The 25717-nt window shown below is 60.9% G+C and carries 19 protein-coding genes; 9 read left to right on the top strand and 10 right to left on the bottom strand.

The genetic code is table 11. The features are described from left to right. Positions 1–29: 29 nt before the first annotated feature. Positions 30–3320: an efflux RND transporter permease subunit gene (locus M0D65_RS10095; protein WP_266252546.1), complete on the bottom strand. Its 3291-nt coding sequence runs from the start codon at positions 3318–3320 to the stop codon at positions 30–32. A gap of 395 nt (positions 3321–3715) precedes the next feature. Here M0D65_RS10095 and M0D65_RS10090 point away from each other — a divergent pair, with 395 nt between their 5' ends. After that, entirely contained in the window at positions 3716–4021 is a 306-nt protein-coding gene (locus M0D65_RS10090) for a carboxymuconolactone decarboxylase family protein (protein ID WP_266252545.1), read from the top strand. A 77-nt stretch (positions 4022–4098) separates the two neighbouring features. Here the strand turns inward: M0D65_RS10090 and M0D65_RS10085 are convergent, their stop codons facing one another. The 4 genes from M0D65_RS10085 to M0D65_RS10070 all read right to left on the bottom strand — a co-directional run bounded on the left by M0D65_RS10085 (position 4099) and on the right by M0D65_RS10070 (position 8608). Continuing rightward, entirely contained in the window at positions 4099–4521 is a 423-nt protein-coding gene (locus M0D65_RS10085; protein ID WP_266252544.1) for an EF-hand domain-containing protein, read from the bottom strand. A gap of 37 nt (positions 4522–4558) precedes the next feature. Continuing rightward, complete coding sequence (locus M0D65_RS10080) at positions 4559–6310, bottom strand: peptidase S10 (protein ID WP_266252543.1); 1752 nt, start codon at positions 6308–6310, stop codon at positions 4559–4561. Between the two features lie 229 nt (positions 6311–6539). Further along, the gene (locus M0D65_RS10075) at positions 6540–6947 is read right to left on the bottom strand and encodes an EF-hand domain-containing protein (RefSeq protein WP_266252542.1); all 408 of its coding nucleotides are present in this window, start codon (positions 6945–6947) and stop codon (positions 6540–6542) included. A 77-nt stretch (positions 6948–7024) separates the two neighbouring features. After that, positions 7025–8608: a peptidase S10 gene (locus tag M0D65_RS10070; protein ID WP_266252541.1), complete on the bottom strand. Its 1584-nt coding sequence runs from the start codon at positions 8606–8608 to the stop codon at positions 7025–7027. A 674-nt stretch (positions 8609–9282) separates the two neighbouring features. Here M0D65_RS10070 and M0D65_RS10065 point away from each other — a divergent pair. Both M0D65_RS10065 and M0D65_RS10060 read left to right on the top strand, forming a co-directional pair. After that, positions 9283–10980 carry a CocE/NonD family hydrolase gene (locus M0D65_RS10065; protein WP_266252941.1) on the top strand — a complete coding sequence of 566 codons (1698 nt, stop codon included), beginning with the start codon at positions 9283–9285 and terminating at the stop codon, positions 10978–10980. Between the two features lie 185 nt (positions 10981–11165). Then, positions 11166–12311: a dienelactone hydrolase family protein gene (locus tag M0D65_RS10060; protein WP_266252540.1), complete on the top strand. Its 1146-nt coding sequence runs from the start codon at positions 11166–11168 to the stop codon at positions 12309–12311. Positions 12312–12333: 22 nt separating this feature from the next. On the opposite strand, the gene M0D65_RS10055 is transcribed toward M0D65_RS10060, so the two are convergent. Further along, the gene (locus tag M0D65_RS10055) at positions 12334–13329 is read right to left on the bottom strand and encodes a LysR family transcriptional regulator (protein ID WP_266252539.1); all 996 of its coding nucleotides are present in this window, start codon (positions 13327–13329) and stop codon (positions 12334–12336) included. Positions 13330–13516: 187 nt separating this feature from the next. On the opposite strand from M0D65_RS10055, the gene M0D65_RS10050 reads away from it, so the two are divergent. From M0D65_RS10050 to M0D65_RS10025, 6 genes are all read left to right on the top strand, one after another. Next, positions 13517–13723, top strand: a complete 207-nt coding sequence (locus tag M0D65_RS10050) for a 4-oxalocrotonate tautomerase family protein (protein ID WP_091012995.1) — start codon at positions 13517–13519, stop codon at positions 13721–13723. 114 nt (positions 13724–13837) lie between these two features. Next, positions 13838–14680: an oxidoreductase gene (locus tag M0D65_RS10045; RefSeq protein WP_266252538.1), complete on the top strand. Its 843-nt coding sequence runs from the start codon at positions 13838–13840 to the stop codon at positions 14678–14680. Positions 14681–14724: 44 nt separating this feature from the next. Next, positions 14725–15990 (top strand): MFS transporter, encoded by a 1266-nt coding sequence (locus tag M0D65_RS10040; RefSeq protein WP_266252537.1) that lies wholly within the window; start codon positions 14725–14727, stop codon positions 15988–15990. Positions 15991–16015: 25 nt separating this feature from the next. Continuing rightward, positions 16016–17086 (top strand): nitronate monooxygenase family protein, encoded by a 1071-nt coding sequence (locus tag M0D65_RS10035; RefSeq protein WP_266252536.1) that lies wholly within the window; start codon positions 16016–16018, stop codon positions 17084–17086. A gap of 72 nt (positions 17087–17158) precedes the next feature. Then, positions 17159–17569, top strand: coding sequence for a VOC family protein (locus M0D65_RS10030; protein ID WP_266252535.1), 411 nt, complete (start codon positions 17159–17161; stop codon positions 17567–17569). 611 nt (positions 17570–18180) lie between these two features. Next, positions 18181–20655 carry a GH92 family glycosyl hydrolase gene (locus M0D65_RS10025; protein WP_266252940.1) on the top strand — a complete coding sequence of 825 codons (2475 nt, stop codon included), beginning with the start codon at positions 18181–18183 and terminating at the stop codon, positions 20653–20655. Positions 20656–20684: 29 nt separating this feature from the next. Here the strand turns inward: M0D65_RS10025 and M0D65_RS10020 are convergent, their stop codons facing one another. The 4 genes from M0D65_RS10020 to M0D65_RS10005 form a co-directional block, all read right to left on the bottom strand. Continuing rightward, a complete protein-coding gene (locus M0D65_RS10020) occupies positions 20685–22259 on the bottom strand; it encodes a DHA2 family efflux MFS transporter permease subunit (protein WP_266252534.1) in 1575 nt (524 codons plus the stop codon). Positions 22260–22305: 46 nt separating this feature from the next. Further along, complete coding sequence (locus M0D65_RS10015; protein WP_266252533.1) at positions 22306–23532, bottom strand: efflux RND transporter periplasmic adaptor subunit; 1227 nt, start codon at positions 23530–23532, stop codon at positions 22306–22308. Positions 23533–23586: 54 nt separating this feature from the next. Then, complete coding sequence (locus M0D65_RS10010; protein ID WP_266252939.1) at positions 23587–25056, bottom strand: efflux transporter outer membrane subunit; 1470 nt, start codon at positions 25054–25056, stop codon at positions 23587–23589. A gap of 97 nt (positions 25057–25153) precedes the next feature. Next, positions 25154–25666 carry a MarR family winged helix-turn-helix transcriptional regulator gene (locus M0D65_RS10005; RefSeq protein WP_266252532.1) on the bottom strand — a complete coding sequence of 171 codons (513 nt, stop codon included), beginning with the start codon at positions 25664–25666 and terminating at the stop codon, positions 25154–25156. Between the last annotated feature and the right edge of the window lie 51 nt (positions 25667–25717).

Raw genomic sequence — 25717 nt, 5'->3', positions numbered from 1 at the left:
CCTACCCGTTGACAAGCGTTCGGCGAATCTCAACCCGGCGTGCCCGCTTCCGACCGTGCGACGCGACGACGCATCTGCAACCTGAGTCGCAACCGCTCCACATACAAATACACGATCGGCGTCGTATAGAGCGTCAGCAACTGGCTCACAATCAAACCGCCAACAATCGAAATGCCCAGCGGCCGGCGCAGATCTGCGCCTTCACCATGTCCCAGCGCAAGCGGCAACGCACCGAGCAGCGCCGCGCAGGTCGTCATCATGATCGGCCGGAAGCGCATCAGGCTCGCCTGATAGATCGCGTCGCGCGACGATAGTCCCTCGCGCGAGGCATCGATTGCGAAGTCCACCATCATGATCGCGTTCTTCTTGACGATGCCGATCAGCAGAATCACGCCGATCAAAGCCATGACCGTGAACTCGACGCGAAACAGCATCAACGCGAGCAGCGCGCCGACGCCTGCCGAAGGTAGCGTGGACAGGATAGTCAGCGGATGCGCGTAGCTCTCGTACAGCATGCCGAGGACGATATACACCGCGGCCAGCGCGGCGAGGATCAATAGAGGTTCGTCGGAAAGCGATTGTTGATACGTGCGCGCCGTGCCCGCAAAACTACCGTGTATCGACGCGGGCATGCGCAACTCGGCCATCGTCCGGTCGATCGCCGCCACGGCAACCGACAGCGGTTCACCGGGCGGCAGGTTGAACGAGATCGTAGTGGCGACGAAGCTGCCCTGGTGGTTCACGCCGAGCGGCGTGTGTCCCGGCGCAAAGTGTGCAAACGCGCTGAACGGGATCATCGTTTCGATCGCGGTACTGACCGAGGTGCCGGCAGACGCGCTTGAATGGCCGCTCGCCGCGAGCGAATTGATCGCGAGATTGCGTGCGGAATCGGCGGCGACTGTGGCAGCGGTCGCGGTGGTGCCCGTGGTGGTCGTAGTGCCAACCGTGCCGGCAACGGCATTGGTCGACTGCGTGCCACTCGGACTACCCGCCGACGTACTCACGTACAGGTCGTTTAGCGTCTCCGGATGCTGCCAGTACCGCGGCGCGACCTCCATGACGACGTAGTACTGATTGAGCGGATTGTAGATAGTCGATACGAGCCGCTGACCATAAGCGTCATAGAGCGTGTTGTCGATCTGCGCGGGCGTGATACCGAGCCGTGCAGCCGTCGATCGATCGATATCGACATCGGCCTCGAGTCCCGCCTGTTGCTGGTCCGAGTTGACGTCCTCGAGTTCGGGCACGCCTTGCAGTGCCTGTGCGAGCCGCGGCGCCCATTGGTACAGTTCCGCGCGCGAGTCGCCGAGCAGGGTGAACTGATACTGCGCGTTGCTCTGCCTGCCGCCGACGCGAATATCCTGCACGGCCTGAAGATAGAGCCGGCCGCCGGGCACCGCATTCAGTTGCGGACGCAGGCGTGCAATCACCTGGTCGGCGGTCTCGCGACGCTCCAACAATGGCTTGAGCGCGACGTACACCGAACCGGTATTGGTTTGCCTGCCGCCGGTAAACCCGACGACATTGTCCACCGCCGGATCGCCACCGATGATCCGCATGATCTGCCTGAGCTTCGGCTCCATCGCCTGGAACGAGATGCTTTGATCGGCCTGAATACCCCCGATCAGGCGCCCCGTGTCTTCTTGCGGAAAGAAACCCTTCGGAATCGCGGCGTACAGATAAACATTCAGCGCGATAGTCGCTACGAGCACACTCAACAAGAGCCGCGGGTGCTGCAACGACCAGTCGAGCGAGCGCGCATAGCCGTCGTACAACGCCTCTAACGGTCGCGCGAAAAACCGGCCAACCCGACCAACCCGACCGGCAGGCCGTGTGCCGCGCGTGCGCAACAGGCGTGAGCACATCACCGGCGTGACAGTCAGCGACACCACGAGCGACACGACGATCGCAAGCGACAGCGTGATCGCAAATTCGCGAAACAGCCGACCGATGATGCCGCCCATCAACAGGATCGGAATGAACACTGCGATCAGCGAGATCGAAATCGACAGCACGGTGAAGCCCACTTCGCGCGCACCGAGTAGTGCGGCCTGCATGCGCGACATGCCGGCTTCCATATGACGGGCGATATTCTCCAGCACGACGATCGCATCGTCGACGACGAAACCGGTTGCGATGGTCAGTGCCATCAACGACAGATTGTCGATCGAGTAGCCGAACAGGTACATGAACGCAAACGTGCCGACAATCGACACCGGCACGGCCGCGGTCGGAATCAGCGCGGCGCGTCCGTTGCCGAGAAAGACGAACACGACGAGTATCACCAGCCCGACTGCGATCAGCAGGGTTGCTTCGGTGTCGTGCAGCGATGCGCGGATCGTGGTCGAGCGGTCCGACGCTTCGACCACGTCGACGTCCGCGGGCAACGCTGGCTTGAGCTGACGGATCAGCGTGCGCACGTTATCAACGGTGTCGATGATGTTGGCGCCCGGCTGGCGGTACAGCATGACCAGCACCGCGGGCTGATTGTTGCGCGCAAGGCCGAGGTTACGCAGGTCTTCGACCGAATCGACGATCTCGGCCATGTCCGACAGTTTGACGCCCGCGCCGTTGCGGTACGCGATGATCAGATCCTTGTACTGGGCAGCGGCACGCGCCTGATCGTTGTCGTAGATCTGGTAGCGCTCGCCTTCGCTTTCGATGGCGCCCTTGGGGCTATTCGCATTCGCGGATGCGAGCGCCGCGCGCACGTCTTCGAGCCCGATGCCGTAGTGATAGAGCGCAGTCGGATTCAACTCGACGCGCACCGCAGGGTTAGCCGATCCATTGACGTCGACTTCGCCGATGCCCGGCAACTGCGACAGCGATTGCGCAAGTATTGTCGAGGCGAGATCGTAGAGTTTCGCGCGCGGCAACGTGTGCGAGGTGAGCGCAAGAATCAGGATCGGCGCATCGGCGGGATTGACCTTGTGATACGTCGGATTGCTTTTCAGGCTCGCGGGCAAGTCCGCACGCGCTGCGTTGATCGCGGCCTGGACATCGCGCGCCGCGCCGTCGATATCGCGATCGAGCCCAAACTGCAGCGTCACACGCGCAGAGCCGACGGAGCTTTGCGAGGTCATTTCGGTGACGTCGGCAATCGTGCCGAGGTGCCGTTCCAGCGGACTTGCCACGCTGTTTGCGACGGTATCGGGACTCGCGCCGGGCAGACTGGCCTGCACGGAGATAGTCGGAAAGTCGATCTGAGGTAGCGGCGCGACCGGTAGTCTGACGAAAGCAAACACACCTGCTAGCGCGACGCCCAGTGCAAGGAGCGTCGTCGCAACAGGGCGTTCGATGAAGGGGCGTGAGAGGTTCATCGGCGATCGTCAGGGCAGGGGGCGGGCAGCGTGCGACGATGCTAGGCAACCCACTGCGGATGCGGGTTACGGGTCTTTTTCCCGCAGTTACGCGGTAACAACGGAGAAATAATTGTCAGGTGCCGGGCCACCGGGCCGGTCGACGCTGCAAGGTTGGTCACGGCCGGTAATCGCAGCGCCGGCTAGCGTGCAATGTGTGCGTGCGCACAGAGCGAAAGACGATTGTCGGTTAAGCGTTGCAGGCTCCCGGCAAGCGGTCGGAATGCACGCTCGTACGGAACAGCCCGAAATTGAAAATGACCAGTAAGCAGCCGTCTTTAGCTGCGTAGGGGAGACAAAGCGCCATGGCCATTGCGGCATGGCATTTCACTAGGCGACAGCAGGAGGAACGACACATGTACGACATGAAGAACATGACGAAATTGCCCGCACTGGGTGCGAAGGCGTCGAGCGCGTGGGATGCGTTTGTTGCATTCGACAAGGCGGCGCTGGCCGATGGCGCGGTGCCGCGCAAGTACAAGGAACTGATCGCACTGGCCGTCGCGTTGACGACGCAATGTCCTTACTGCCTCGAGATTCATCGTGGCGCTGCGCTCAAGGCAGGCGCAACCGAGGCCGAACTGGCCGAAGTGACCTTTATCGCCGCAGCGTTGCGCGCGGGTGCCGCGATCACGCACGGCACACATCTGATCGAAGGATGAGAGCGAAGGCCGGCGCGTCGTTTGCGTATTGCCACGCAGCGATGCGCCGGACTGTGCGATTAGTGGCCGACTAGCGGCTACGAATTTGCGAACGCCGCACCCTTTTTGGCCTTGAGGTAACGCTTGAGGTCGTCGAAGCTCACATAACCGCTACCCGAGCGATCGATCGCGCTGAAGTGATCCGCGATATAGCCCCAACCCGAACGCTTTGCGTCAGCGAGCGAGAGAAGGTGGGTTGACGGGTCCGCGGCCGCGTCGAAACGCTGCTTCATGTTGGCGAGAACCTGATCGCGCAACGTTTGTCCCTCGGCTTCGGGGACTGCTGTGCCCACAGGGTCGGGGGGCGGTGTGCCGATCCGGTCACCTACCTTGAGCAACCGCATCGGCGCTTCGGCCTCGACACCGGTAGCGCCCACGTTCACATACGGATTCGCTAGCGCTGCCGCAACAGAAGTCAGACCGACTGCGGCCAGAAGCACTTTTAAGCAAAGAGTTTTCATTGCTGCCTCATTTCAATCGAAGTGAATGCTGTCGAAGTCAGTCCTGAAGCGCCACTGTCGACGCCGAACTAAAGAATGTGTCGATTGCCTGCTTCATCGGGTGTCGCGAGTCCTTCGTCAGGTAGATCATGTGGCCACCGGGGAATGCCTTGACGGGCACGGTCGCGGCCAGATCGGCTCCGCCGAGATCGAGCTCGCTCTGATGAAGCGGGCAAGCGAGATCGTGATACCCGTGGAATACGACCACTTTCAGCTTCGGATCGAGTGTGAGTGCATCGGTCAGATCCGGTAACGAGGTCGGGTGATTCGACTTGTCGCTACCGTGATTCCAGTCCCATCCCCAGTAGGGATCATCGGGCTCCACCGCGTACGCCGTTTTGCTCGTGTACTTCAGGAAGTTCGGCAGAAAGTCCTTGATCTGGTTCTGGAAGGCGAGATCGTTGTAGCTCTGCGCATCGTAGGTCGCGCTCTGCGGGATAGTGACCATACCGTTGTACCGGTCCATATGCGAAGCGTCGTTACCCAAACCGAGCTTGGTGATCATGCTCGATTCGAATTTCTGCGGTTGCATATTGAAGCTGGCTGCCCAGTTCGCGGTGCTGAGTCCGGTCTTTGCAGCCAGCAGACCGAACAGGGTTTGCTGGTCTTGAGGAAACGAGCTCGGGTCCTTCGGTTTCCATTTGCCGCTAGCAGTGTTCTGAAGATACGGCGACAGGGACGGAACCCAGTACTGTGCCGAGAACAAGCGCACCTGGTTGACGTAGTCGGGCAGTGCAAGTGTGCCGGCCAGCGGGTCGGTCGCAACTTTCTTCGAGAAGGCGACGGCACCATAACTCGGGATGAACCCTTCGCACGAGAAACTGCTGGAGCGTTCGCAGTTGGTCTTGTAGCTCAGGATCGGCGAATTCAGTATCACGCCCGTCAATGCCGGACCGCCTTGCCCTGGGCTACCTGCCTGCTCGAGCAGGTCCGCGACGATCGGCGTACGGATGCCGCCATACGATTCGCCGTACAGATACTTCGGCGAAGTCTGCCGTTTGTTGACCGCGATATAGCGCGTAATGAAGTCGCGGAAGGCCTTGGTATCCTCGTCGACACCCCAGAACTCGCTGTTCTTGTGCGGCGCGATCGCTTCCGAAAAACCGGTGCCCGGTGCATCGACAAAAACCAGATCGCTGTCGTCGAGCATGCTCACGTCGTTGTCGACCATAGGGAAACTCTTGGGCTGCGTTTGCAACTGTTCAGGCGTAAAGCTGGCCTCGTCGACCTGAAACGTTTTCGGCCCCCACGAACCCAGATGCAACCAGATCGTCGACGAGCCCGGTCCGCCGTTCCAGAAGAACGTGACCGGACGCTTGCCGAGTGGCTGGTTGTCCTGTGTGTACGCGACATAGAAGAACGACACCTCTTTATCGGCCGGTTTGGATGCATCGGCATTCGGTGCGATCGCTGTCAAATGACCCGCCGTCGCCGTGTAGCTCACGGTCTTGCCGTTGAGCGTCATCGTGTGATGCGTGACGGCGGCCTGATCGAAGGCACTGTTTGCAGGCAACCCGTCATCGGGATCGGTGCTGTACTGATTCGGATCCGCATAGGCCTGATCGGCTGCCACCGCGGGCGTACTGGCCGGAGCGGGCGCGGCAGGGCCGGGTTGCTGTGGGCTGCCTGCCGCCTGATTCGATGCCGGATTACTCGCGATCTTGTTGTCGCCACCGCATGCGCTGAGCAGCGAAACGAGCAGACCGAATGCACATCCATAGCGAGCGTAATGAATAAGTCTGTCGACCATTCCAGAACCTCTAAGTTATGTTGAGTAGTTGTACGCGGCTTCTACGCGATGTGATCTGTGACACGCGTTTGATGAGCCGTACGCCGATCGATGTTCGTGCAAGGACCGGCTCTCCGATAACCGGTCCTTGCGATCTTGTTCTAAAGACGAATGCGAAATGAAAGGGGACCAGTCGGGCTCCGGAAATTTTCACTCGTGTGTCAACTGTGTGAGTTCGGAGCCCTGACAATTACATCCGGGCACCCATGCCGCGCATGTAGTTGGCGATTTCGTCGAAGCTGACGGTGCCGCGGCCGGCCTTGTCGATCTGGCCGAAGTGATTGACCAGATAACCCCATCCCGCGCTGCGGGCCTGGTCGACGCTGATTCGACCGGTGTGGTCCGTATCGGCGGCGTCGAAGCGTTGCTTCAATTGCGTCAGAACATGCGCATCCAGCGCCCTGCCCGACAATGCGGGCTGGCTGGAGCGCGGTACACCCGGCTGCACGTGAATCTGTTCGGGCGAGCGCGCCGGACTTTGTGCGCTATCCGGTGCCGATGCAGCACTGTCGTCGCTACCTGCTTGCGCCCACTGAGGAACACAAACCATGGCGCCGATCATCGCGATCGACGCCCACACACCACGAGAATTCTTCACTGAGTGCTCCTTGTTCGAATCTGTTTTGCCGGCGCGAGACGACGTCGAAGAGGTCGCCTCGCGCTTCGATAGCCGGATCAACGAACGGCGGTGCCGGTCGCGTTGTAGAACGTATGCAGTTCGGTCTTCATCGGTGCGCGCGAGCTTTCGTTGAGGTACGTCATATGCCCGCCTTCGAAGAGCCGCACGCGCAGATTCGGCACATTGCCCATCCGGCCCAGTTCCATTTCGGTCTGGAAGTACGGACAGTTGAGATCGTGATAACCATGCATGACCAGTACTTTCAGCTGCGGGTTCTGCGCGATGGCGGAGGCAAGGTCAGGTACCGAATCGGGCTGCGGCAGGCCGTCGTGCTGCCAGTCCCAGGTGTCGCCCGCGGACATCGAGTAGTCCGTCTTCACGCTGTAGCCCAGCCCTTGCGGCAGGTACGTCTTGATCTGGTCGGAGAACGCGTTGTCGTAGTAGCTGGTCGGAGCGCCACCCGTGAGTGCATTGAGCCGGCCGTCGTTGACGTCGACGGCATAGCCCGGTTTGATTTTCGAGCGATACGTACCGGGGTCCATGTTGAAGTTGTCGAGCCAGACCTGCGATGCGAAGCCCGTGTAGCCGGTCAGTTGCGCGAGCAGGCTGCCCGATGGTGGTGTCTTGCTCGCGAGGAACGACTTGACGGCGGGCTGATACGAGCCCGAGGCGAAGCCTTGCAGTTGCTGAATGTAGGTAGGCAGCGTGGTGGTCGAGGGCTTGCTGCTTACGCCGTAGTAGGTGGACACCGCGCCGAAGCTGGGCAGAAAGCCGGTGCAGTCGGTGCCGTAACCGGTATCGCACGCGGTGTTGTAGTTCATGATCGGCGAATTCAGCACGACCCCCGCGAGATCGACACCGGCGGTTTCCAGCATGTTCGCCAGCACCGGTGTGCGGATCCCCGCATACGATTCGCCGTAGAGATACTTCGGCGACGTCTGCCGCTTATTCACCGCGATGTAACGCGTGATGAAATCGCGGAACAGTCGCGCGTCCTCGTCCACGCCCCAGAACGTCTGGTTGGTATTCGGCGCGATGGCTTCGGAATAGCCCACGCCGATCGCGTCGATGAAAACCAGATCGCTGTCGCTGAGCAGAGTGTCGGGACTGTCGACGAGCGGGAACGATTTCGTGCTGGCATCGGGTACGTGGGTAACGATGCGCTTCGGTCCCCATGACCCCAGGTGCAGCCAGACGGTTGCGCTGACTGGACCGCCGTTGAAGAGGAACGTCACAGGGCGGCTGCCTGGCGGCTTGCCATCGGCCGTGTAGGCGACATAGAACACGGAAGCCTCGGCTTTACCGTTGGCGTCGCTGGCGGTCAGATGCCCGGTGGTGCCGGTGTAGGTCAGCGTCGAGCCGTCATTCAACTTGAGACGACGATGGACTACGGCTGCGCGCTCGGCTACGGGAGCGGTCAACGAAGCATCCGCCGCGGAGGAGTAGCTGAGTGGATCGCTGTACGGCTGGTCGGCGGCTAAAGACTGCTCCGGTGTGCTGGGTGTGGACGGCGTGCTGGGCGGTGCAGCGCTCGCCGGCGCGCCGGGTTGCGTGGACGCGGTCGATGTCGATGAGCCGACGTCCCCGCCGCACGCGGCTATCAGCATCGTCGTCAGCAACAGTGCGAACGGCAGTCGCATGCGTTGTCTTGATGAAGCTTGAATACCCCGGTCTTTATTCGTTGTCTCTCGTGTGCCGGTACCCGGGCGCATTGGAATCCTGTCGACCATTCCAGAACCTCTAAGTTATGTTGAGTAGTTTTAAGCAGGGGCCGCGCGACGATCGATGCGCGTGCAACGACCGGCTTCTCCAGTAGCCGATCCTTGCGGTCCTGTACTAAAGACGAATGCGAAATGAAAGGAGACCAGTCGAGTGCCAAAGATTTTTTTGCCTGACTCTCAATCCGCATCGTTCGCAGCAGCGCTTGAGAAATATTTAGTTTTCCGACTGGCCCTGGATGAGTGCCCGGACGTCTTTACACGCATCGCCCGTGAAGACCCGATCCCAGTGCGCTCGTCAGGAGTGACAAAGAGGAGGGGAGTCGCAGGCGCCAGAACCAACGAAAACAACCGGAGAGCGTATGAATCATGCGGAATGGCTGCCATTGCGGCTGACGCGGAAAACCGCCGCGTCGATGCTGATCACCCTGATGTCACTGACTGCGTGCGGAGGCGGGCATGACGTATCGAGTGTAGCCAGCAAGGCTGCCGCTACGCCGCCGCAAACCATCACGACGACACCGGACCCCGCACCGTTCAAGCCGCCTGTGCCGACCGCCGGCGTCGGCGCGCAGTTTGCGAGCTCGCCGACCGGCATTACCTATCCTGCGCTGAACACGCTCTATCCGGGCCATGACGGCCCGACGGTGGACGACGGCATGGTCTTGCCGTGGCTATCGATGCGCGCGCCGAAGAAATACAGCGTGACGGTGGAAACGCCGTTCGATACCGATCACGACGGCAAGAAGGATCGCATCGCGCTGCGCATCGTGCAGCCTGCGGAAGTCGATGAAGGACTGAAGACGCCGGTGATTGTTCGACCGTCGGTCTACTACGCGGACCCGGACTATGCGGCGAACGAACGCGAGCCGTTCCTCGGCGAAGAGGAATATATCCGCATGGGATTCACCGTCATTTATGCGGACTCTCTTGGTACCAATCTCTCCGATGGTTGCTGGTCGGTGATGGATTCGACTGAAGGCCAGGCGATGGCCGCTGTGGTTCGCTGGCTCACCGGCGACAAGTCGGCGCCCGGTTTCGACGACAAGGGAAATCCGCTGGCTGCGAGCTGGTCGACGGGGCACGTCGCGATGGAAGGCATTTCCTATGGCGGCACTTTGCCGTCGATGGTCGCGATTACCGGCGTTCCTGGTCTCGAGGCGATCGTACCGGTGGAGGGAATCAGCAACGGCTACGATTACTTCCGCTACAACGGTGTGATCTCCGACGTGATCGGCACGATTGGGCTCACCGACTACCTCGCGGCGGAGCAATCGACCCGTACCGCCAAGGCATGTGCATCGTTCTATCAAACGCTTTCTACCGAGTCCGACGACGCGACGCTCGCCTATAACGACTTCTGGAAAGCGCGCAATACCCTGAAGCACGTCGATCAGATCAAGGCGGCGACTCTGGTCACGCAGGGGCAGGACGACAACAACGTCAAGACGAAGAACGGCGTGCAGCTGTACGACACGTTGTACAAGTTGAAGAAACCCGTTCAGCTCTGGTTGCATAGCCGTAACCACGATGATCCGGTCTGGCAGAAGGAGTGGGCAAAAGAAGTGCTGCTCTGGTATTCGCGCTATCTGTTCGGTGTGAATAACGGTGTAGAAACCCAACCGACTTATGCACGCGAAACTCCGGCAGGCGATCAGCCGACCGGTGGTTCCGACACGAGCAGCAATCCGGACAACAATGGCAACACGTTAACCGGACACTGCAAGGACGGACACAACCCGAGAGACTGTATTCCGACGGGAGAGCTGATCGTGAAGGAAAGCGCGTGGCCGACTACGACGACGACGCCGTATTACCTGCGCGGGGATGGCACGACTGGTGGGTTGTTCACGTCGAATCCGTCGGAAGGCGTCGACAGCCATGCTGTGAGCTTCGATAGCAAGAACACCGTGACGTATACGAGCGCGCCGCTCGCCAATGCAACACGGTATGCCGGCACGATCATGATTGTCGTGACCGGGAAATTCTCGCCGGCTGTGACGGACGTTAAGGCGACGCTGTCTGTGGATGGTAACAACGTGACTTATGGGTGGGCTAATCCGCAGTTCTACAAGGGCCTCGAGCATCCGCAGCCGATTGTGCCTGGCACGAACTACAGCTTCGCGCTGGAGATGATGCCGCGGGACTTCACGGTGTTACCGGGTAGCAAGATCGCTCTGAAGCTCGAAGGCTTCAACGGCACTGCTCAGGTGACGCTCGATCTGGATCACACGGCTGTGAATATGCCGGTGGTGCCGAAGGCGAATGTGGTTGAGGTGATGAAGCTGAATTGATCGGTATGGTTTGCGATTGGGGAACCGCACGGAGGTGCGGTTCCCTCGTTGCTTTCGCGCACGGCGGTGACGCGCCTTGTTCAATCCGATTAGATCGCCTGCGGACTTTATTTCATCGGCGCGACGGGTTTCCGCTGGATTCTCTGTTTAACTGGGCACGTTACGTGATTTGTCCCGGGATGCACATGGAACCCTGCACCACCGCCACCTGCTTGCACAAGCGTTTCGCGTCACACAGCCGTTCCGTTCTGTCGATTACCCTGTCGACTCTAATACTCGCCCTGACAACAGCCTTTCACTCGGCAACCGCAGCAAGCCTGCGCGACGAATCGGTGATGGTGCCCAAAGGTCACGGCCTGTTCCACGTCGAACTGCAGACGCAGATTTACGCGCCCACCGGCGATGGTCCGTTCCCACTCGTCGTCATCAACCACGGCAAAGACCTGGGCAACCCGCATTTCCAGCAGGCATCGGCTTACTACGGACAGGCACTCGAATTCGTCAGGCGTGGTTACGCGGTGATCGTCCCCATGCGCCAGGGTTTTGCGGGCTCGGGCGGCTTCTATCTTGACAGCAGCTGCAACGTCGAGGACAACGGACTTGCTCAGGCCGACGATGTGCTGGCAGCGATTGCGTATGCCCGGACCTTGCCCTACATCGACGCGACACGCATCGTCGTAATGGGCCAGTCGCACGGCGGGCTCGCCACGATGGCATTAGGCGCGCGCAATCCACCCGGCGTACTCGGTCTCGTCAACTTCGCGGGTGGCCTTCACTTTGAGAACTGCCCGGGGTCGCAGCGCAATCTGATCAACGCGTTCGGCAGTTACGGCAAGGAAACGCGTGTGCCTTCGTTGTGGATGTACGGCGATAACGACTCGCTGTTCCCGCCACCGCTCGTACAACAGATGCTGTCGGCCTATACAGGGGCAGGAGGCCATGCGCAGTTGATCGACTTCGGCACCTTCGAAAGCGACGCTCACGCCATGTTCGGTTCATACGCGGGCACATCGATATGGCTGCCCGCAGTCGCGAAGTTCTTTCGCTCGCTCGGACTACCGTTCGACGTTCGCTCCGATCTGCGCGCCGACACCCACGGACCGGACGTGGAGGATGTGCGCGCAGTACCGTATCTGAAGGAAGATGGACGCGCGGGTTATCGACGGTTTCTGTGGATGGCGCCGCCCCGGGCGTTCGCCTTGTCGACCGATGGACATTGGGCGTGGCGCGTCGGCAAGGATGCCTCCGAACAGGCGCTGGCAGCCTGCTCGCAACACAGCAACACGCCATGCGAGCTTTACGCGGTCGGTCAGGAACTCGTCAAGCACTGACAACCAGGAGACGAGAAACGAGCTAGCGGCGCGAAGCTGCCGGCTTGGTCGACGTCTCCGGTTTCGCGCGCCTCGCCTTGACCGGAGAAGTACCCGCCGCAGCCTGCAAACGGCCGATCTCTTCCATCATGAAGTCAATGAACGCCCGCACCCGCAGAGGCAATAAACGTCCGTGCGGGTAGAGCAGGCTATAAGGCCGCGAGCGACCGCCAAACGGCTGCAGCACCTCAACGAGCGTCCCATCGGCCAGATCTTTCTCGACGACGAACCGGTACGCCTGAAACAACCCGGCACCCGCCTTCGCGAGCGTCACACCGGCGAGTACGTCTTCCGAGCACGAATAGTTGCCGTTCAACGACATTTCCTTCTCGTGCCCATCCTCGTTGAACAGCCATGAAATCCGCCGCCCGCTGCTGGGCAGATCGAACTGGATGCACTCGTGCTGTTCGAGCTCGGCGAGCGTACGCGGTACGCCCGCGCGCTTCAAGTAGGCGGGGCTCGCGACCATCACGAGCGGCGCATCTTCGAGCAGCCGGACGATCATCGTCGAGTCCGGTTGTGCGCGCACACGAATGGCGAGATCGTAGTTCTCGTCGTGCAGATCGACGTTGCGGTTTCCCACGTGCACTTCGAGCTTGATCAACGGGTACTTCGCGCGAAAGGCCGGGAGCATCGGCAGCAGGCGGTGATGACCGTAGGTGGTCGGCGCAGTGATGCGCAGCGTGCCGCCCGGTTGCGCCTGTTCGCCCGTGACGTTGCGCTCCGCCTCGACGAGCTGGTTCAGCGCCTGACTGCATTCCTCGTAGTAGGACTTGCCGCTTTCAGTGAGCCGGATGCTGCGGGTCGAACGCACAAAAAGACGCACGCCGAGGCGCTTTTCGAGCCGCGCGATCGATCGGCTGACCGCGGCCGGCGTGACGCCACCGGCGAGAGCGGCGGACGTGAAGCTGCCTGCTTCGGCGGCAAGGCAGAACAACTCAATGCTTCCTAGCTGGAGATCGTCGAAATATCGTTTCATGACTCTTCGGAAAGACGCCAGGTCGCGTCGAGTTGGAGGGCACTCTTTACACCATGTATCAAGAGAAGTGTACCAACACCCGTTTATCGCTTCCATCAGTATCAATAGAATTCATTTCAGGCAGTCGCGTGCGCGTTTCAGAATCCATCCCGCTTGAACAGCGGAAACAACCGAACGGAGTCGAATCATGCCATTCGTCAGCATTCGTATCACCCGCGAGGGTGTGACCGCGGAGCAGAAGGCTCAGGTCATCAAGGAAGTCACCGATACGCTCGAGCGTGTGTTGCACAAACCGCCCGAGTGGACCCACATCGTGATCGAGGAAGTCGACACGGATAACTGGGGTTTCGGCGGCCGGACGACGACGGCCATTCGCAAGGAACAGGCCGGCTAGCGTGCCTGCCACGGCCCGGGAGCGATCTCCGGGCCGTGGCGCTTCTAGCCGGCCGAAACCGACCGATAACCGGCCGATACCGCCACACGATCGCGCAGCAACCAGGAGTACGCAATGGGCGAATCCACAACGAAAACCTTTCTGATCACCGGTGCGAGCGCCGGTTTCGGTCGGGCTTTCGCCGAAGCGGCGTTGGCGGTGGGACATACGGTGGTCGGCACGGTGCGCCGCGAGGACGACCGGATCGAGTTCGAAGCGCTGCATCGGGAGCGCGCGAAAGCCGTGATCATCGACGTCACGCGTTTCGATGCGATCGAACCGATGGTGCGGCAGATCGAAACGGAAATCGGTCCTATCGACGTGCTCGTCAACAACGCGGGCTACGGTCACGAAGGCATTCTCGAAGAATCGCCGATGACGGAGTTGATCCGGCAGTTCGAGGTCAATGTGTTCGGTGCGGTGGCGATGATCAAGGCCGTGCTGCCGGCGATGCGTCAGCGACGCAGCGGTCACATTATCAACATCACCTCGATGGCGGGCTATATCAGCATGCCGGGTATCTCGTTCTACAGCGGCAGCAAGTTTGCGCTGGAGGGCATCAGCGAAGCGCTGAGTGCCGAAGTCGAGGGACTGGGCATCAAGGTCACTGCGATCGCACCGGGTTCGTTTCGCACCGAATGGGCCGGGCGCTCGATGGTGCGCTCGGGACGTTTCATCGCGGACTACGACGCGGTGTTCGATCCGGTGCGCGAACGTCGGCGGCAATACAGCGGTCATCAGAGCGGCGATCCGGTGCGGGCCGCGAAGGTGCTGCTCGAGATCGTCGAATCCGACGATCCTCCCACGCATCTGTTGCTCGGCAGCGATGCGTTGCAGCGGGTCAAGGCACGACTGCGTTCGCTCGGAAACGAGATCAAGGCGTGGGAGCCGCTGTCCCGTTCCACCGATTTCACGTAATTCGTATCGATAGCCGCCGCGTTCCAGTCGGCAAGGTAAAGGACATGTCAACTCAAGCCGATCAACCCGCATACGGTCTGGGGACGCCTGCCAGTCGACCGGGCTATGCGGAGCGCAATGTCACGCACTGGCGGCGCAATCTCGCTGTCTGTGTCTTCGGTTCCTTCACGACGCTGGTCAGTCTCAGCATGTTGCTGCCGTTTCTGCCGCTGTATGTGCAGCAACTCGGCGTGACGTCGCCGTCCGCCGTGATCCAGTGGTCGGGGGTAGCGTTTGGTGCGACGTTCTTTGGCACTGCCGTCACGGCGCCCGTGTGGGGACACCTGGCCGATCGCTATGGGCGCAAACCGATGCTGATTCGCGCAGCCATCGGCATGGCCGTCGTGATGTCGCTGATCGGGGTCGCGCACAACGTCGTCGAACTGGTCGTGCTGCGGCTCGCTGCGGGCCTGGTCGGTGGATACGCATCGGCGGCGATCGTGATGATCGGCACGCAGGCGCCGCGCGAGCGGGCCGGCTGGGCGCTCGGCATACTGTCGACCGGTGCGCTGACAGGCAACCTCGTTGGCCCGCTGGTGGGCGGTTTTCTGCCGACGTGGGTCGGGATTCGCGGAACGTTTTTTGTCGGCGGGGCGATGATTGCGGTGGCCGCTGCGGCGACGATCTTTCTGATTCGCGAGGACTTCGACCGCCAGTTCGATGCGAAGAGCAAGGCGCCGAAGACGAGCGCACCGATGAGCACGGCCGATCGCAACCGCATCGGCGCGCTGCTGGTAACCGCGATGATGGTGCTGCTCGCCAACATGTCGATCGAACCGATCATCACGGTGTTCATCGGGCAGCTCGGCGTGGCAAACGATCACGTTGCGCGCACCGCCGGCATCGTGATGGCCGCTTCGGCGTTCGGCAGCCTGTTGACCGCCGCGCGGCTCGGGGCGCTGGCGGATCGGGTCGGTAGCTGGAAGGTGATCATCGGCTGTCTGCTCGCAACCGGACTCGTGATGGTGCCGCAGGCATTCGTGACACACTGGTGGCAACTCGCTGCGTTACGCGGGCTGATGGGCATGACGATCGCCGGGCTGCTTCCCGCGATCGCAAAGCTGATGCGGCAGACGGTGCCTGAACGGAGCACGGGCAAGGCACTCGGGTATCTGCAATCGGCCCAGTTCACCGGACAGGTGGTCGGTCCGTTGATCGGCGGACAGATCGGCGCGCATGTCGGCCTGCACCAGGTGTTCTTCGTAACCGGTTCATTATTGGTGCTGTGTGCTGCGTTGAATCAATGGGTTCAGTCGCGCAGCGCCCACTAAACGACAGATATTCAGGAGCTTTGTCATGGCATCTTCATCGTCGCAACCGCTACTCGAACTGCTCGATATCGAATGGCCGATCATCCAGGCACCGATGGCCGGGATCTCGACGCCCGCGATGGCGGCGGCCGTGTCCAACGCGGGGGGACTCGGTTCGCTCGGCCTGGGTGCCGCGACCCCGGCAAGTGCCCGCGAAATGATTGCCGCGGTGCGCGAGCGTTCCAGCCGGTCGTTGCACGTCAATATGTTTTGCCATCGACCGGCGCAGGCCGACGCTGCACGCGAGACCGCGTGGCTCGAGCGGCTGCGTCCGGAATTCGAGCGGGTGAAGGCAGAACCACCAGCTGCGATTCGCGAGATCTACAAGAGCTTTCTTGTGGATGAAGAGATGTTCAAGGTTCTACTCGAGACGCGGCCGAAGGTCGTGAGTTTTCATTTCGGCGTGCCGTCGCGCGGATGGATTCAGGCATTGCGCGAAGCCGGCATCGTGCTGCTTGGCTCCGCGACGAATCTGCGTGAGGCGCGTCTTGCGGTGGCGGCCGGCGTCGACGCCGTAGTGGCTCAGGGTTATGAAGCAGGGGGCCACCGCGGCATGTACGACCCGGATGGCGCCGACGAGCAGCTCGGGACGATGGCGCTCGTGCGGATACTTTCGCGCGAACTCGACGTGCCTGTGATCGCTGCCGGTGGAATCATGGACGGTGCGGGCATCGCGGCGGCGCTGCGGCTCGGCGCGAGCGCAGCGCAACTCGGTACGGCTTTTGTGGGCACGGACGAGTCCGCAGCAGACGCGGGATACCGGGCCGCGCTGTTCAGTAGCGCAGCACAGCACACGGTGATGACGCGGGTCATCTCAGGACGGCCGGCGCGCTGCCTTGCTAACCGCTTCACCGCATTTGGCGAAAACGTCGCGCCGAACGACGTGCCAGCTTATCCGATCGTCTATGACGCGGGGAAGTCGTTGAACGCTGCTGGCAAGGCGGTCGGCGAGTTCGGCTATGGCGCTCAATGGGCGGGGCAAGGTGCGCCGCTGGCCCGCACCATGCCGGCTGGAAAACTGATGGCCGAATTGATCGCCGAAATGTCGGAACGTTGATGGCGTCAAGGACGATCTGCAGGCAAGAAAGCAGATCGACTGCAACCTCTATCATCTCGTGAGATTTCCATCATGACGAACACACCTCTGACACTCGGCGTCGATCATATCGGGCTGACAGTTCGCGATCTCAAAGTCACGCGCGATTTCTTTGTCGATTGTCTCGGCTGGAACCAGGTTGCGGAGCGACCCGAGTACCCAGCTGCTTTCGTGTCCGACGGACACACCGTGCTGACGCTGTGGGAAGTGCAGAACCAGCAGGGCCGCGTGGAGTTCGACCGTAAAAGTAACGTCGGTCTGCATCATCTTGCGATGAAGGTCGGCAGCGAAGCAGCGCTCGAAGAAATTTTCCGGCGCGTATCGGCATGGCCCGGTGTCGTCGTCGAGTTTGCTCCGGAGAATCTGCGGCAGGGACCGAAGCGGCACACGATGGTGTATGAGCCGGGCGGCATCCGGCTCGAGTTCGATTTCGATCCGCGGTAGTGAAGCGCACACGCTATCGTTCGCGACTCATGATGCATATCGAACGATAGCGTGACATGGCCGTGATTCGTTAAAAATCCACCACATCTTCATCGAAACTGCTGATCCCATCAGCAGGATTCCTACGTGCTAGCGACCGGATCGCCCTGACGTCGCTAGCGTGATTGTGCCAATCGATCTCATGTTTATCTAAACACACTAAAAATTAGGGAAGTCTCCCGTGGTATGCCCACGTTTATTCAGACATTCTCCCCCCTGTATAAATGCTACGGACGTCTGATCGAATCATCAGTCGCCGGTCAATTGAAGCCATAGACGCAATATCTTTTGCAACGATAAACAGCCCGGGCACGGGAGAAAAAAGATAGCGACGGTCTCAGGGAGCGAGGATTATGCACAACACATGGAAACTGACGGGCACGCTGCTGGGGGTCTGCGCCAGCGTTGTCTCATGCGGCGGTGATTTGAATCCCGTCTCGCGCACATCGGTGAATAGTGCGCCACTCGCCCAGGCGCCAACCGCCCCCAGTTCGAACGGAGCAGCAACGCCGGTGAACGACGCAAGCCCTGCGAGTGTCGCTCCCGGACCGATCGCTCAGAGCGTCGATCCGATGCTGGTTCTCAAGAGCGTCGATCCCATGATCGGCACGGGAAATCTCGACATTTCAGCAGACTGGAGCAGTGGAATTCGTGGGCACGGGCATGTCTATCCCGGTGCCACCGTTCCGTTTGGCATGGTTCAGCTGGGGCCCGATACGACTGGCGGACCTAGCGCCTTGCCGTACGACTGGGATCGCACCTCCGGTTATCAGTACGACGATCCCTATATCAGCGGATTCGCGCATACGCATCTTTCAGGTGCGGGGATTGGTTCGGGTGGAGAGGTGAATTTTCTGCCGACGCTTGCGCCTGTCGACAAAGCCACGTTAGCCAAAATCAACGGCACGTCGGTCACCTACAACGCGCAGTTCAGTCACGCAGACGAGAGCGCGGCACCGGGATACTACAGCGTTCGCATGTCGCCGAAGGGGACCGGGAACCCGCCCTGGAACGTGCAAGGCGCCACGATTCTCGCGGAAATGACTGCGACGTCGCATGCAGGCGTACATCGCTATACCTATTCCCCGAGCGCGACGACGCAAAAGTGCAGCATGATTGTGAGCATCGCCAATCCGATTGGCGGTTCGCTGCAGAGCGGCAAGATCCAGGTCGTCGACAACCAGACGATCTCCGGTTGGCAAATCACCAACAACTGGGCGGTCAATAAACCCACTTACTTTACGGCGCATTTTTCGCAGCCATTCGATCCCAACGTTCAATACAGCGCGGACGGCAGCACGGCATATCTGACGTTTGTCACAGCCGCAGGAGCATCGAATGCAGTCGTCACGGTCAATGTCGGTATCTCGCCGTCCAGCATGGCCGATGCGGCAGCCAACCTCGCCACGGAAGTGGGTAAGCAGACGTTCGACCAGGTGAAAGACGCCGCTCAACACACGTGGGCTACTGCACTCAATCGCGTCCAGGTAAAGGGCGGGACTGCGGATCAGAGGACCATGTTCTATACCTCGCTCTATCACGCGATGCTGGGGCCGACGCTCTATAACAATGCCGATGGCAGCTACGTCGGCACGGACTCGACCAATAACAGCAACACCAATCCGCCAATCACGAGCAAACACGCCAATCCCGGGTTCGACTATTCTTCTTCGTTCTCGCTATGGGATACGTTTCGCGCCCAGTCACCGTTGATGACCCTGGTTCAGCCGGAAAGAGTCGATGGCTGGGTGAAGTCGTTGCTGACGCAGTTCAAACAGAACGGTAAGGGCGAATTGCCGGTCTGGCCACTGGCGCAAACGGAAACGTTCACGATGGCAGGCCATCCCGCAATCCCGATGATCGCCGATGCTTATCTGAAAGGGATCACGACCGCAAACATCGATGACATCTGGACTGCGTTGACCACGACGCAAAGCGCGAGCGCGCACGGGTTCGACGAGTATCGGAACAGCGGGTACGTTTTTTCCGGTGACAACGCGTCTGTGTCCACGACTCAGGACTATTCATTCGACGACTGGGCCACGGCTGCGGTCGGCAAGGCAGCCGGCAAGGACGCGTCCGCTTACCAGACTTATCTGAAACGAAGCCTTAGCTACGCTCATGTCTACAACCCAGCCAAACTTAACGGCTGGATATTCGCGACGCCGAAGAGCAGTTCCGGGGACTGGTCGTCTGGTTTCGATCCCACCGCCGCGGAAAAAACCGACTACTCCGAGGCGAACTCATGGATCGATACGTGGAACGTATTCCATGATTTCCCCGGCCTCATCGCGCTGCTCGGCGGCAAGAGTCAGGTCGAGGCGCAACTCGACAAAACGTTTGCTGCGAACAACCCGCTCAGCTTTCTCAACGGGCAGGGCTTCCCGGATCTGACTGGCCGTATCGGCGAGTTCGTGGCGGGCAATGAACCGGCCAATGAAATTCCCTATCTATACGATGTCGTCGGCCGCCCGTCGAAAACGCAGGATGTCGTTCGTACCGTGATGGACGACATGTACTCGCTCACCCTGACGGCACGCGACACTGCGGACCTGAGTGCGGCCAGTCTGAAGGTCGCGCAGGGCGATCCGCGCAGGGTTCGGGCGTCGGCCATTCCTGGCAATGACGACTTCGGCCAGTTGTCGGCGTGGTACGTCCTGTCGGCGATGGGTATCTATTCACTCAATCCCGTCGGCGGGGTGTACTACTTCGGCACGCCCCTGTTCGCCGAGGCGGCAATCAGCATTCCTGTTGCGAACGCCACTGCCAACGGCAACGCGCTGACGTTTGGCCAGTCGCACTCGTTCACGATTACGGCGCACACCGCGAATGGCGAAGCGCCGTCGACGAGCAACCGTTTCGTGCAATCGGTCACGCTCAATGGCACCGCGTTGCATCGTCCGTACGTCACGCACGATGAAATGCGTGCTGGCGGAAAGCTCGATTTCGTCATGGGATCAACGCCGAACGATGCGTGGGTTGCGTCCTGGAACGGACAGGACCCGAACACAGCATTCGCGCCGTCAACCGTTTTCGCGGTGAAGTGATCAATCGTCACCGCGTGCCTTGTACGCGTTCAATGCGCACCGGCCGCCGCATCGGCGCCGCCACCGCCTTTCGCCGGTCGCGTGATCCAGATCAACGGAATGATCACGATGAAGATCACCGCCGAGATGTAGAACACGTCGTCGAGTCCGAGCATCGCAGACTGATTGTTCACGGTGGAATCGAACAGCGCGTGCGCGGACTGCACATTCAGATGCAGCAGCGATTGAGTCGAATCGATCCAGTGGTTAAACAGCGGATTGTTGGCGTTAGCCTGCTCGGTGAGCCGCGTGTGATGCAACACAGTCCGGTTGTTCCACTCGTTACTCGCGAGCGACGTACCGACTGCACCGCAAAACACCCGCGCGAAATTCGACAGCCCTGCGGCCGCGGGAATGCGATGAGCCGGTTGGCCGGACAGGATGATGGCGGTCAGCGGCACGAAGAACAACGCCATCGGGATACCTTGCAGCAGCGTCGGCAGTACGAGATGCCATGTATCGATGTCGGTCAGATATTGCGAACGCATGAAGAAGACACCCGCAAACCCGGAGAACGCAAGTGTTGCAATAACGCGTGCATCGAGGCGCCCCATGATGCGACCCATCGCTGGTGCTAGCAGTACCGCGAAAATGCCGAGCGGCGCGGTGACTAACCCTGCATCGACGGAGCGGTAGTTCAGATACTCCTGCATCCACTGCGGCAGCAACACGAGATTGCCGAAAAAGACCGCATACGCAATCGAGATCGCAATCGTTCCGCCCAGGAAGTTGCGCTGCCCGAAGAGCCGCAGATCGACGATCGGATTCTCTTCGGTTAGCTCCCACATCACGAAGAACGCAAAGCTGATCAGCGCAACGATGGCGAGCACGACGATGGTCGTCGAATTGAACCAGTCGAGGTCCTTGCCCTTGTCGAGCATCACTTGCAACGACGCGACCCACGCGATTAGCAGACCGAGTCCGACCACATCGATCGGCAGCTTGCGGGTTTGCGTCTCGCGGCTGCGGTAGATCGACCATGTCACGCCGGCCGCAAAAATGCCGACGGGGATGTTGATATAGAAGATCCATGACCAGTTGTAGCTGTCGGTGATCCAGCCGCCGAGCAGCGGCCCCGCGATCGGGCCGACGGTGGCGGTCATGGCCCACAGCGATAGCGCCGTCGCCGATTTATGTTTCGGATACGAGCCGAGCAAAATAGCCTGCGACAGCGGAATCAGCGGGCCGGCTACGACGCCTTGCAGCACGCGTGCGCCGAGCAGGATCGGCAACGTCGGCGCCATGCCGCACAGCCACGACGCGAGCACGAATGCGAGGATCGCGCCGACGAACAGCTTGACCTGACCGATGCGCTGCGTGAGCCAGCCGGTCAGCGGAATCGATACGGCGTTGGCGGCGGCGAACATGGTGATGACCCACGTGCCTTCGTCGACGGATACGCCGAGGTCGCCGGAGATGTTCGGAATCGCCACGTTGGCAATCGACGAGTCGAGCACGGTCATGAACGTGGCCAGTGCAACGGCGATTGTGGCAAGCACGAGCTTGCCGCCTTGCAGTGGGGGAGGTGCGGCGGGTGCCTGAGCGGGTGCATGAGCCTGAGCCATGGGAAGTCTCGTAGGGTGTCGATGTTGAGGTCGATGTCGAGGTTGCTTACATCACCTTCGAACCGGTCTTTGCCGCATGAGCGACCACCTTTTGCGCGGCACCGTTCGTCCCTGCGTTTTCGGCGATGATGCGGGCGATCTCCGCGTCGGCCTCGTCGCCGTAGTTCTCGAACACGCTGGTCTGATACACGGTGTTCTTTGCGCTCGCCAGTTCGCTGCCCGAGTCGTCCTTGATATTCACGTCGACCTGCATCGACAGGCCAATGCGCAGCGGGTGCTGCTCGAGTTCCTGCGGATCGATCGCGATACGCACCGGCAGGCGCTGCACGACCTTGATCCAGTTGCCGGTCGCGTTCTGTGCAGGCAACAGCGAGAACGCCGAGCCGGTGCCGGCTGAGAAGCCGACCACTTTGCCGTGAAACACCACCGATGATCCATACGCATCCGCAGTCAGTTCAACCGGCTGGCCGATGCGGATGTGCTTCAGTTGCACTTCCTTGAAGTTCGCGTCGATCCACACACCGTTCAACGGCACGACGCCCATCAGCGGCGTGCCCGGCGACACACGCTGGCCTACCTGTACCGAGCGTTGCGCGACATAGCCGGTGACCGGCGCGGGCAACGTGTTGCGTGCGTTCGCGAGGTACGCGTCGCGCACTCTCGCGGCCGCGGCCTGCACATCCGGATGACCCGCGATCGTTGTATTGGCCGTCAACGCGCGGTTTGCAGCGAGTTGCTGCTGCGCGGCGTCGAGCGCGGCTTCCGCGCTTTTCACAGCATCGCGGGCGTGCGAGATGTCTTCCTGCGATACGGCGCCCGTACCGGCAACCGTCAACCGACGCCGCAGATCGTCCTGCGCACGCGACAGATCCGACTGGCGGACGGCGACCTGGGCGAGGTATTGATCGTCGTTGGCGAAGAGACCACGTACCTGACGCACCGTCTGCCCCAGGTTCGCTTCCGACTGCTGGAGCGCGACGCGCGCATCGGCGGGATCGAGTACGACGATCGGATCGCCGGCCTTGACGGTCTGCGTGTTGTCCGCGTTCACCGCGATTACCGTGCCGGTCACCTGCGGCGTGATCTGTACGACGTTGCCGTTCACGTAGGCATCGTCGGTGTCTTCATGGAAGCGGGCGACGAGGAAGTAGTACAGACCGTACGCAATCGCGGCGATCAGGATCACGATGACGAGTAACACCGTCATGCGTTGGCGTTTGCCGTTGTTGGTGGCCGGTTGAGTGTCGGCGGCAACTTGTTGCGGGGTGTTCATGGTGGACTCCGTACGCTTTCAATCTGTGTCGTTCGTTGGGAAGAAAATTCGGCTTCAGTTCGCTGCGCGCTGGGGCGTATTTGCCGCCGCGACCGGGCCATCGCCCGGCACCACGAGACCGCTCTGCGTTGCATCGAAACCGCCGCCGAGCGCCTTGATGAGGCCGATCTGCATATCGCGGCGGGTCATCTTGAGTGTGGTCACCGTCTGTTCGGCGGCAAGGCGGTTTTGATCGGCGCTCAGTACCTGCAACTGTTCTGTCAGTCCGGCCTTGTAGCGGATCGTGGCGAGCTGGTACGCCTTGGTCGTGGCATCGAGTGCGCGCTGCGCGTCGCCCATCTGTTGATCGATCGAACGGATCGACGACACCTGGGTTGCCGCATCGGTCAGCGCGTTGATCAAGGTCTGGTTGTAGTTCGCGACATCGAGATCGAAGTCGGCATAGCGACCCTTCAGTTGCGAGCGCAACTCGCCCGCGTCGAAGATCGGCAGATGCACGGCCGGGCCGAACTGCGCCTGGCGGCTCGCGGAAGTCAGGAAGCGCCCCCAGCCGAATGCATCGAAACCGAAACCCGCGGAGAGATTGATGTCCGGGAAGAACTCAGCCTTCGCCTCTTTCACGTCATGCATGGCCGCTTCGACCTGCCAGCGCGCCGCGACGATGTCCGGGCGACGCGACACGAGGTCGGCGGGCAGGTTGTCCGGCAGTGCAACTGTCGCACCGGTGCTCAGCACCGGCTCGGCAATCTGCAAGCCGCGATCGGGACCCTTGCCGAGCAGCGCGCCGAGTTGATAGCGGGTAGTCGTGATCTGGCCGTCGAGGTCGCTCAGGTTCGAACGCGTCGTCGCGATGTTGCCGACCGCGGTCTGCTTCTCGACATCGGTGTCGAGACCGGCGCTGACGCGGCCGTTGGTGATCCCGCTGATGTCTTCGCGATTGCGGATTTCACGCTGGGCGATATCGCGCAACGCATACAGCTGCGCCAACTGGTTGTAGGTACTGGCCACCGATGCGGCCAACGTCACGCGAGCCTGTTGCACGTCGGCTTCAGCAGCCTTAGCCTGCGACACAGCCTGGCCAAGCCGCTGACGATTCTTGCCCCACAGGTCGAGATCCCACGACGCGCTGGCGAGCGCGTTGTTCTCGCTATACCAGGTGCCGCCGTAAGGAGGCGGGTAGAGCCCGTTGGTCGAAAATAGCTCGCGATTCCACGAATAGCTCGCATCGACCTTCGGCGACAGCGCTGAACGCGTGCTTTCGATATACGACGAAGCCTTGGCAAGACGCGCCTGGGCCTGTGCGATCGACGGGCTGCCCTCGAGCGCTTCGGCGATCAGCTTCGGCAGTTGTGGATCGCCGAACTGATTCGCCCAGTCGAGCGATGGCCATTGACCGCCCTCGGCGGGCAGGCTCTGCGTCGACTCGACCTGCGCCGGCGACACGATCTGCTTGTCGCTCTTGATACCGATGTAATTCGCGCACCCTGTGAGGGCGAGAGCCGTCATTGCAGCCGCGAGAACCATCCGGCGCGACAGCCCGGCCGCGGATAGCGAAAGACGCCGCGTCGCCGGATCTCGCGTATGAAAGCGTTGCTTAATAGTGGACATGGCAATTAAATTCTTACGAATTTCTATCAAAATTGGTTGCTGTAACATGATTTATCCCGATCGATTGAGCGTGGTTGGCGAGCAGGCGGCGCAGCATGTTTTTTAGAAATCCGACTTCCTCGGGCGTGAAGCCGGACAGCATCCGGTCGAGCACGTCGTTGAAAATGGCGGGCATCCGCGCCGCAATAGCCTGGCCGTCCGGTGTCACCGCGAGCCGGACGACGCGCCGGTCCGTCGTGCTGCGTTCCCGGGTCAGCAGCTCGCGTTGCGCAAGGCGATCGATCAGGCGCGTGACCGCACTGGCGTCGGTACCGAACTCCCGTGCGAGCTCGACGGCGAGGACGCATCGGCCGCTGGCGACCATGTACAGCGTGCGTCCCTGAGTGGCCGTAATGTCGAGTTCGGCGAGGGTGCGCTGCGTGACGAGGTGCGTCAGTGCCGAGGTCACCCGGCCAACCAGGTAACCCACGTTTTCACCCAGCTCGTAGTCGCCGATCGCGGACGAGGGAGGAACGATTTCGGTCATTTTCGAAGTGCCTAATCAATAGTTGCCTAGGCATTATAGTGATACAACCGA

Source organism: Paraburkholderia sp. CHISQ3 (assembly GCF_030464945.1).
GTDB classification, from domain to species: domain Bacteria; phylum Pseudomonadota; class Gammaproteobacteria; order Burkholderiales; family Burkholderiaceae; genus Paraburkholderia; species Paraburkholderia megapolitana.
The sequence above is the reverse complement of the archived record's forward strand: the minus strand, read 5'-3'. Positions and strand labels throughout refer to the sequence as shown.

Excerpts from the sequence above, each read along its gene's own strand:
- M0D65_RS10095 (WP_266252546.1), bottom strand. The coding sequence starts at position 3,320 with ATGAACCTCTCACGCCCCTTCATCGAACGCCCTGTTGCGACGACGCTC.
- M0D65_RS10090 (WP_266252545.1), top strand. The coding sequence starts at position 3,716 with ATGTACGACATGAAGAACATGACGAAATTGCCCGCACTGGGTGCGAAG.
- M0D65_RS10085 (WP_266252544.1), bottom strand. The coding sequence starts at position 4,521 with ATGAAAACTCTTTGCTTAAAAGTGCTTCTGGCCGCAGTCGGTCTGACT.
- M0D65_RS10080 (WP_266252543.1), bottom strand. The coding sequence starts at position 6,310 with ATGGTCGACAGACTTATTCATTACGCTCGCTATGGATGTGCATTCGGT.
- M0D65_RS10070 (WP_266252541.1), bottom strand. The coding sequence starts at position 8,608 with ATGCGACTGCCGTTCGCACTGTTGCTGACGACGATGCTGATAGCCGCG.
- M0D65_RS10060 (WP_266252540.1), top strand. The coding sequence starts at position 11,166 with ATGGAACCCTGCACCACCGCCACCTGCTTGCACAAGCGTTTCGCGTCA.
- M0D65_RS10055 (WP_266252539.1), bottom strand. The coding sequence starts at position 13,329 with ATGAAACGATATTTCGACGATCTCCAGCTAGGAAGCATTGAGTTGTTC.
- M0D65_RS10050 (WP_091012995.1), top strand. The coding sequence starts at position 13,517 with ATGCCATTCGTCAGCATTCGTATCACCCGCGAGGGTGTGACCGCGGAG.
- M0D65_RS10045 (WP_266252538.1), top strand. The coding sequence starts at position 13,838 with ATGGGCGAATCCACAACGAAAACCTTTCTGATCACCGGTGCGAGCGCC.
- M0D65_RS10040 (WP_266252537.1), top strand. The coding sequence starts at position 14,725 with ATGTCAACTCAAGCCGATCAACCCGCATACGGTCTGGGGACGCCTGCC.
- M0D65_RS10035 (WP_266252536.1), top strand. The coding sequence starts at position 16,016 with ATGGCATCTTCATCGTCGCAACCGCTACTCGAACTGCTCGATATCGAA.
- M0D65_RS10030 (WP_266252535.1), top strand. The coding sequence starts at position 17,159 with ATGACGAACACACCTCTGACACTCGGCGTCGATCATATCGGGCTGACA.
- M0D65_RS10025 (WP_266252940.1), top strand. The coding sequence starts at position 18,181 with ATGCTGGTTCTCAAGAGCGTCGATCCCATGATCGGCACGGGAAATCTC.
- M0D65_RS10020 (WP_266252534.1), bottom strand. The coding sequence starts at position 22,259 with ATGGCTCAGGCTCATGCACCCGCTCAGGCACCCGCCGCACCTCCCCCA.
- M0D65_RS10015 (WP_266252533.1), bottom strand. The coding sequence starts at position 23,532 with ATGAACACCCCGCAACAAGTTGCCGCCGACACTCAACCGGCCACCAAC.
- M0D65_RS10010 (WP_266252939.1), bottom strand. The coding sequence starts at position 25,056 with ATGGTTCTCGCGGCTGCAATGACGGCTCTCGCCCTCACAGGGTGCGCG.
- M0D65_RS10005 (WP_266252532.1), bottom strand. The coding sequence starts at position 25,666 with ATGACCGAAATCGTTCCTCCCTCGTCCGCGATCGGCGACTACGAGCTG.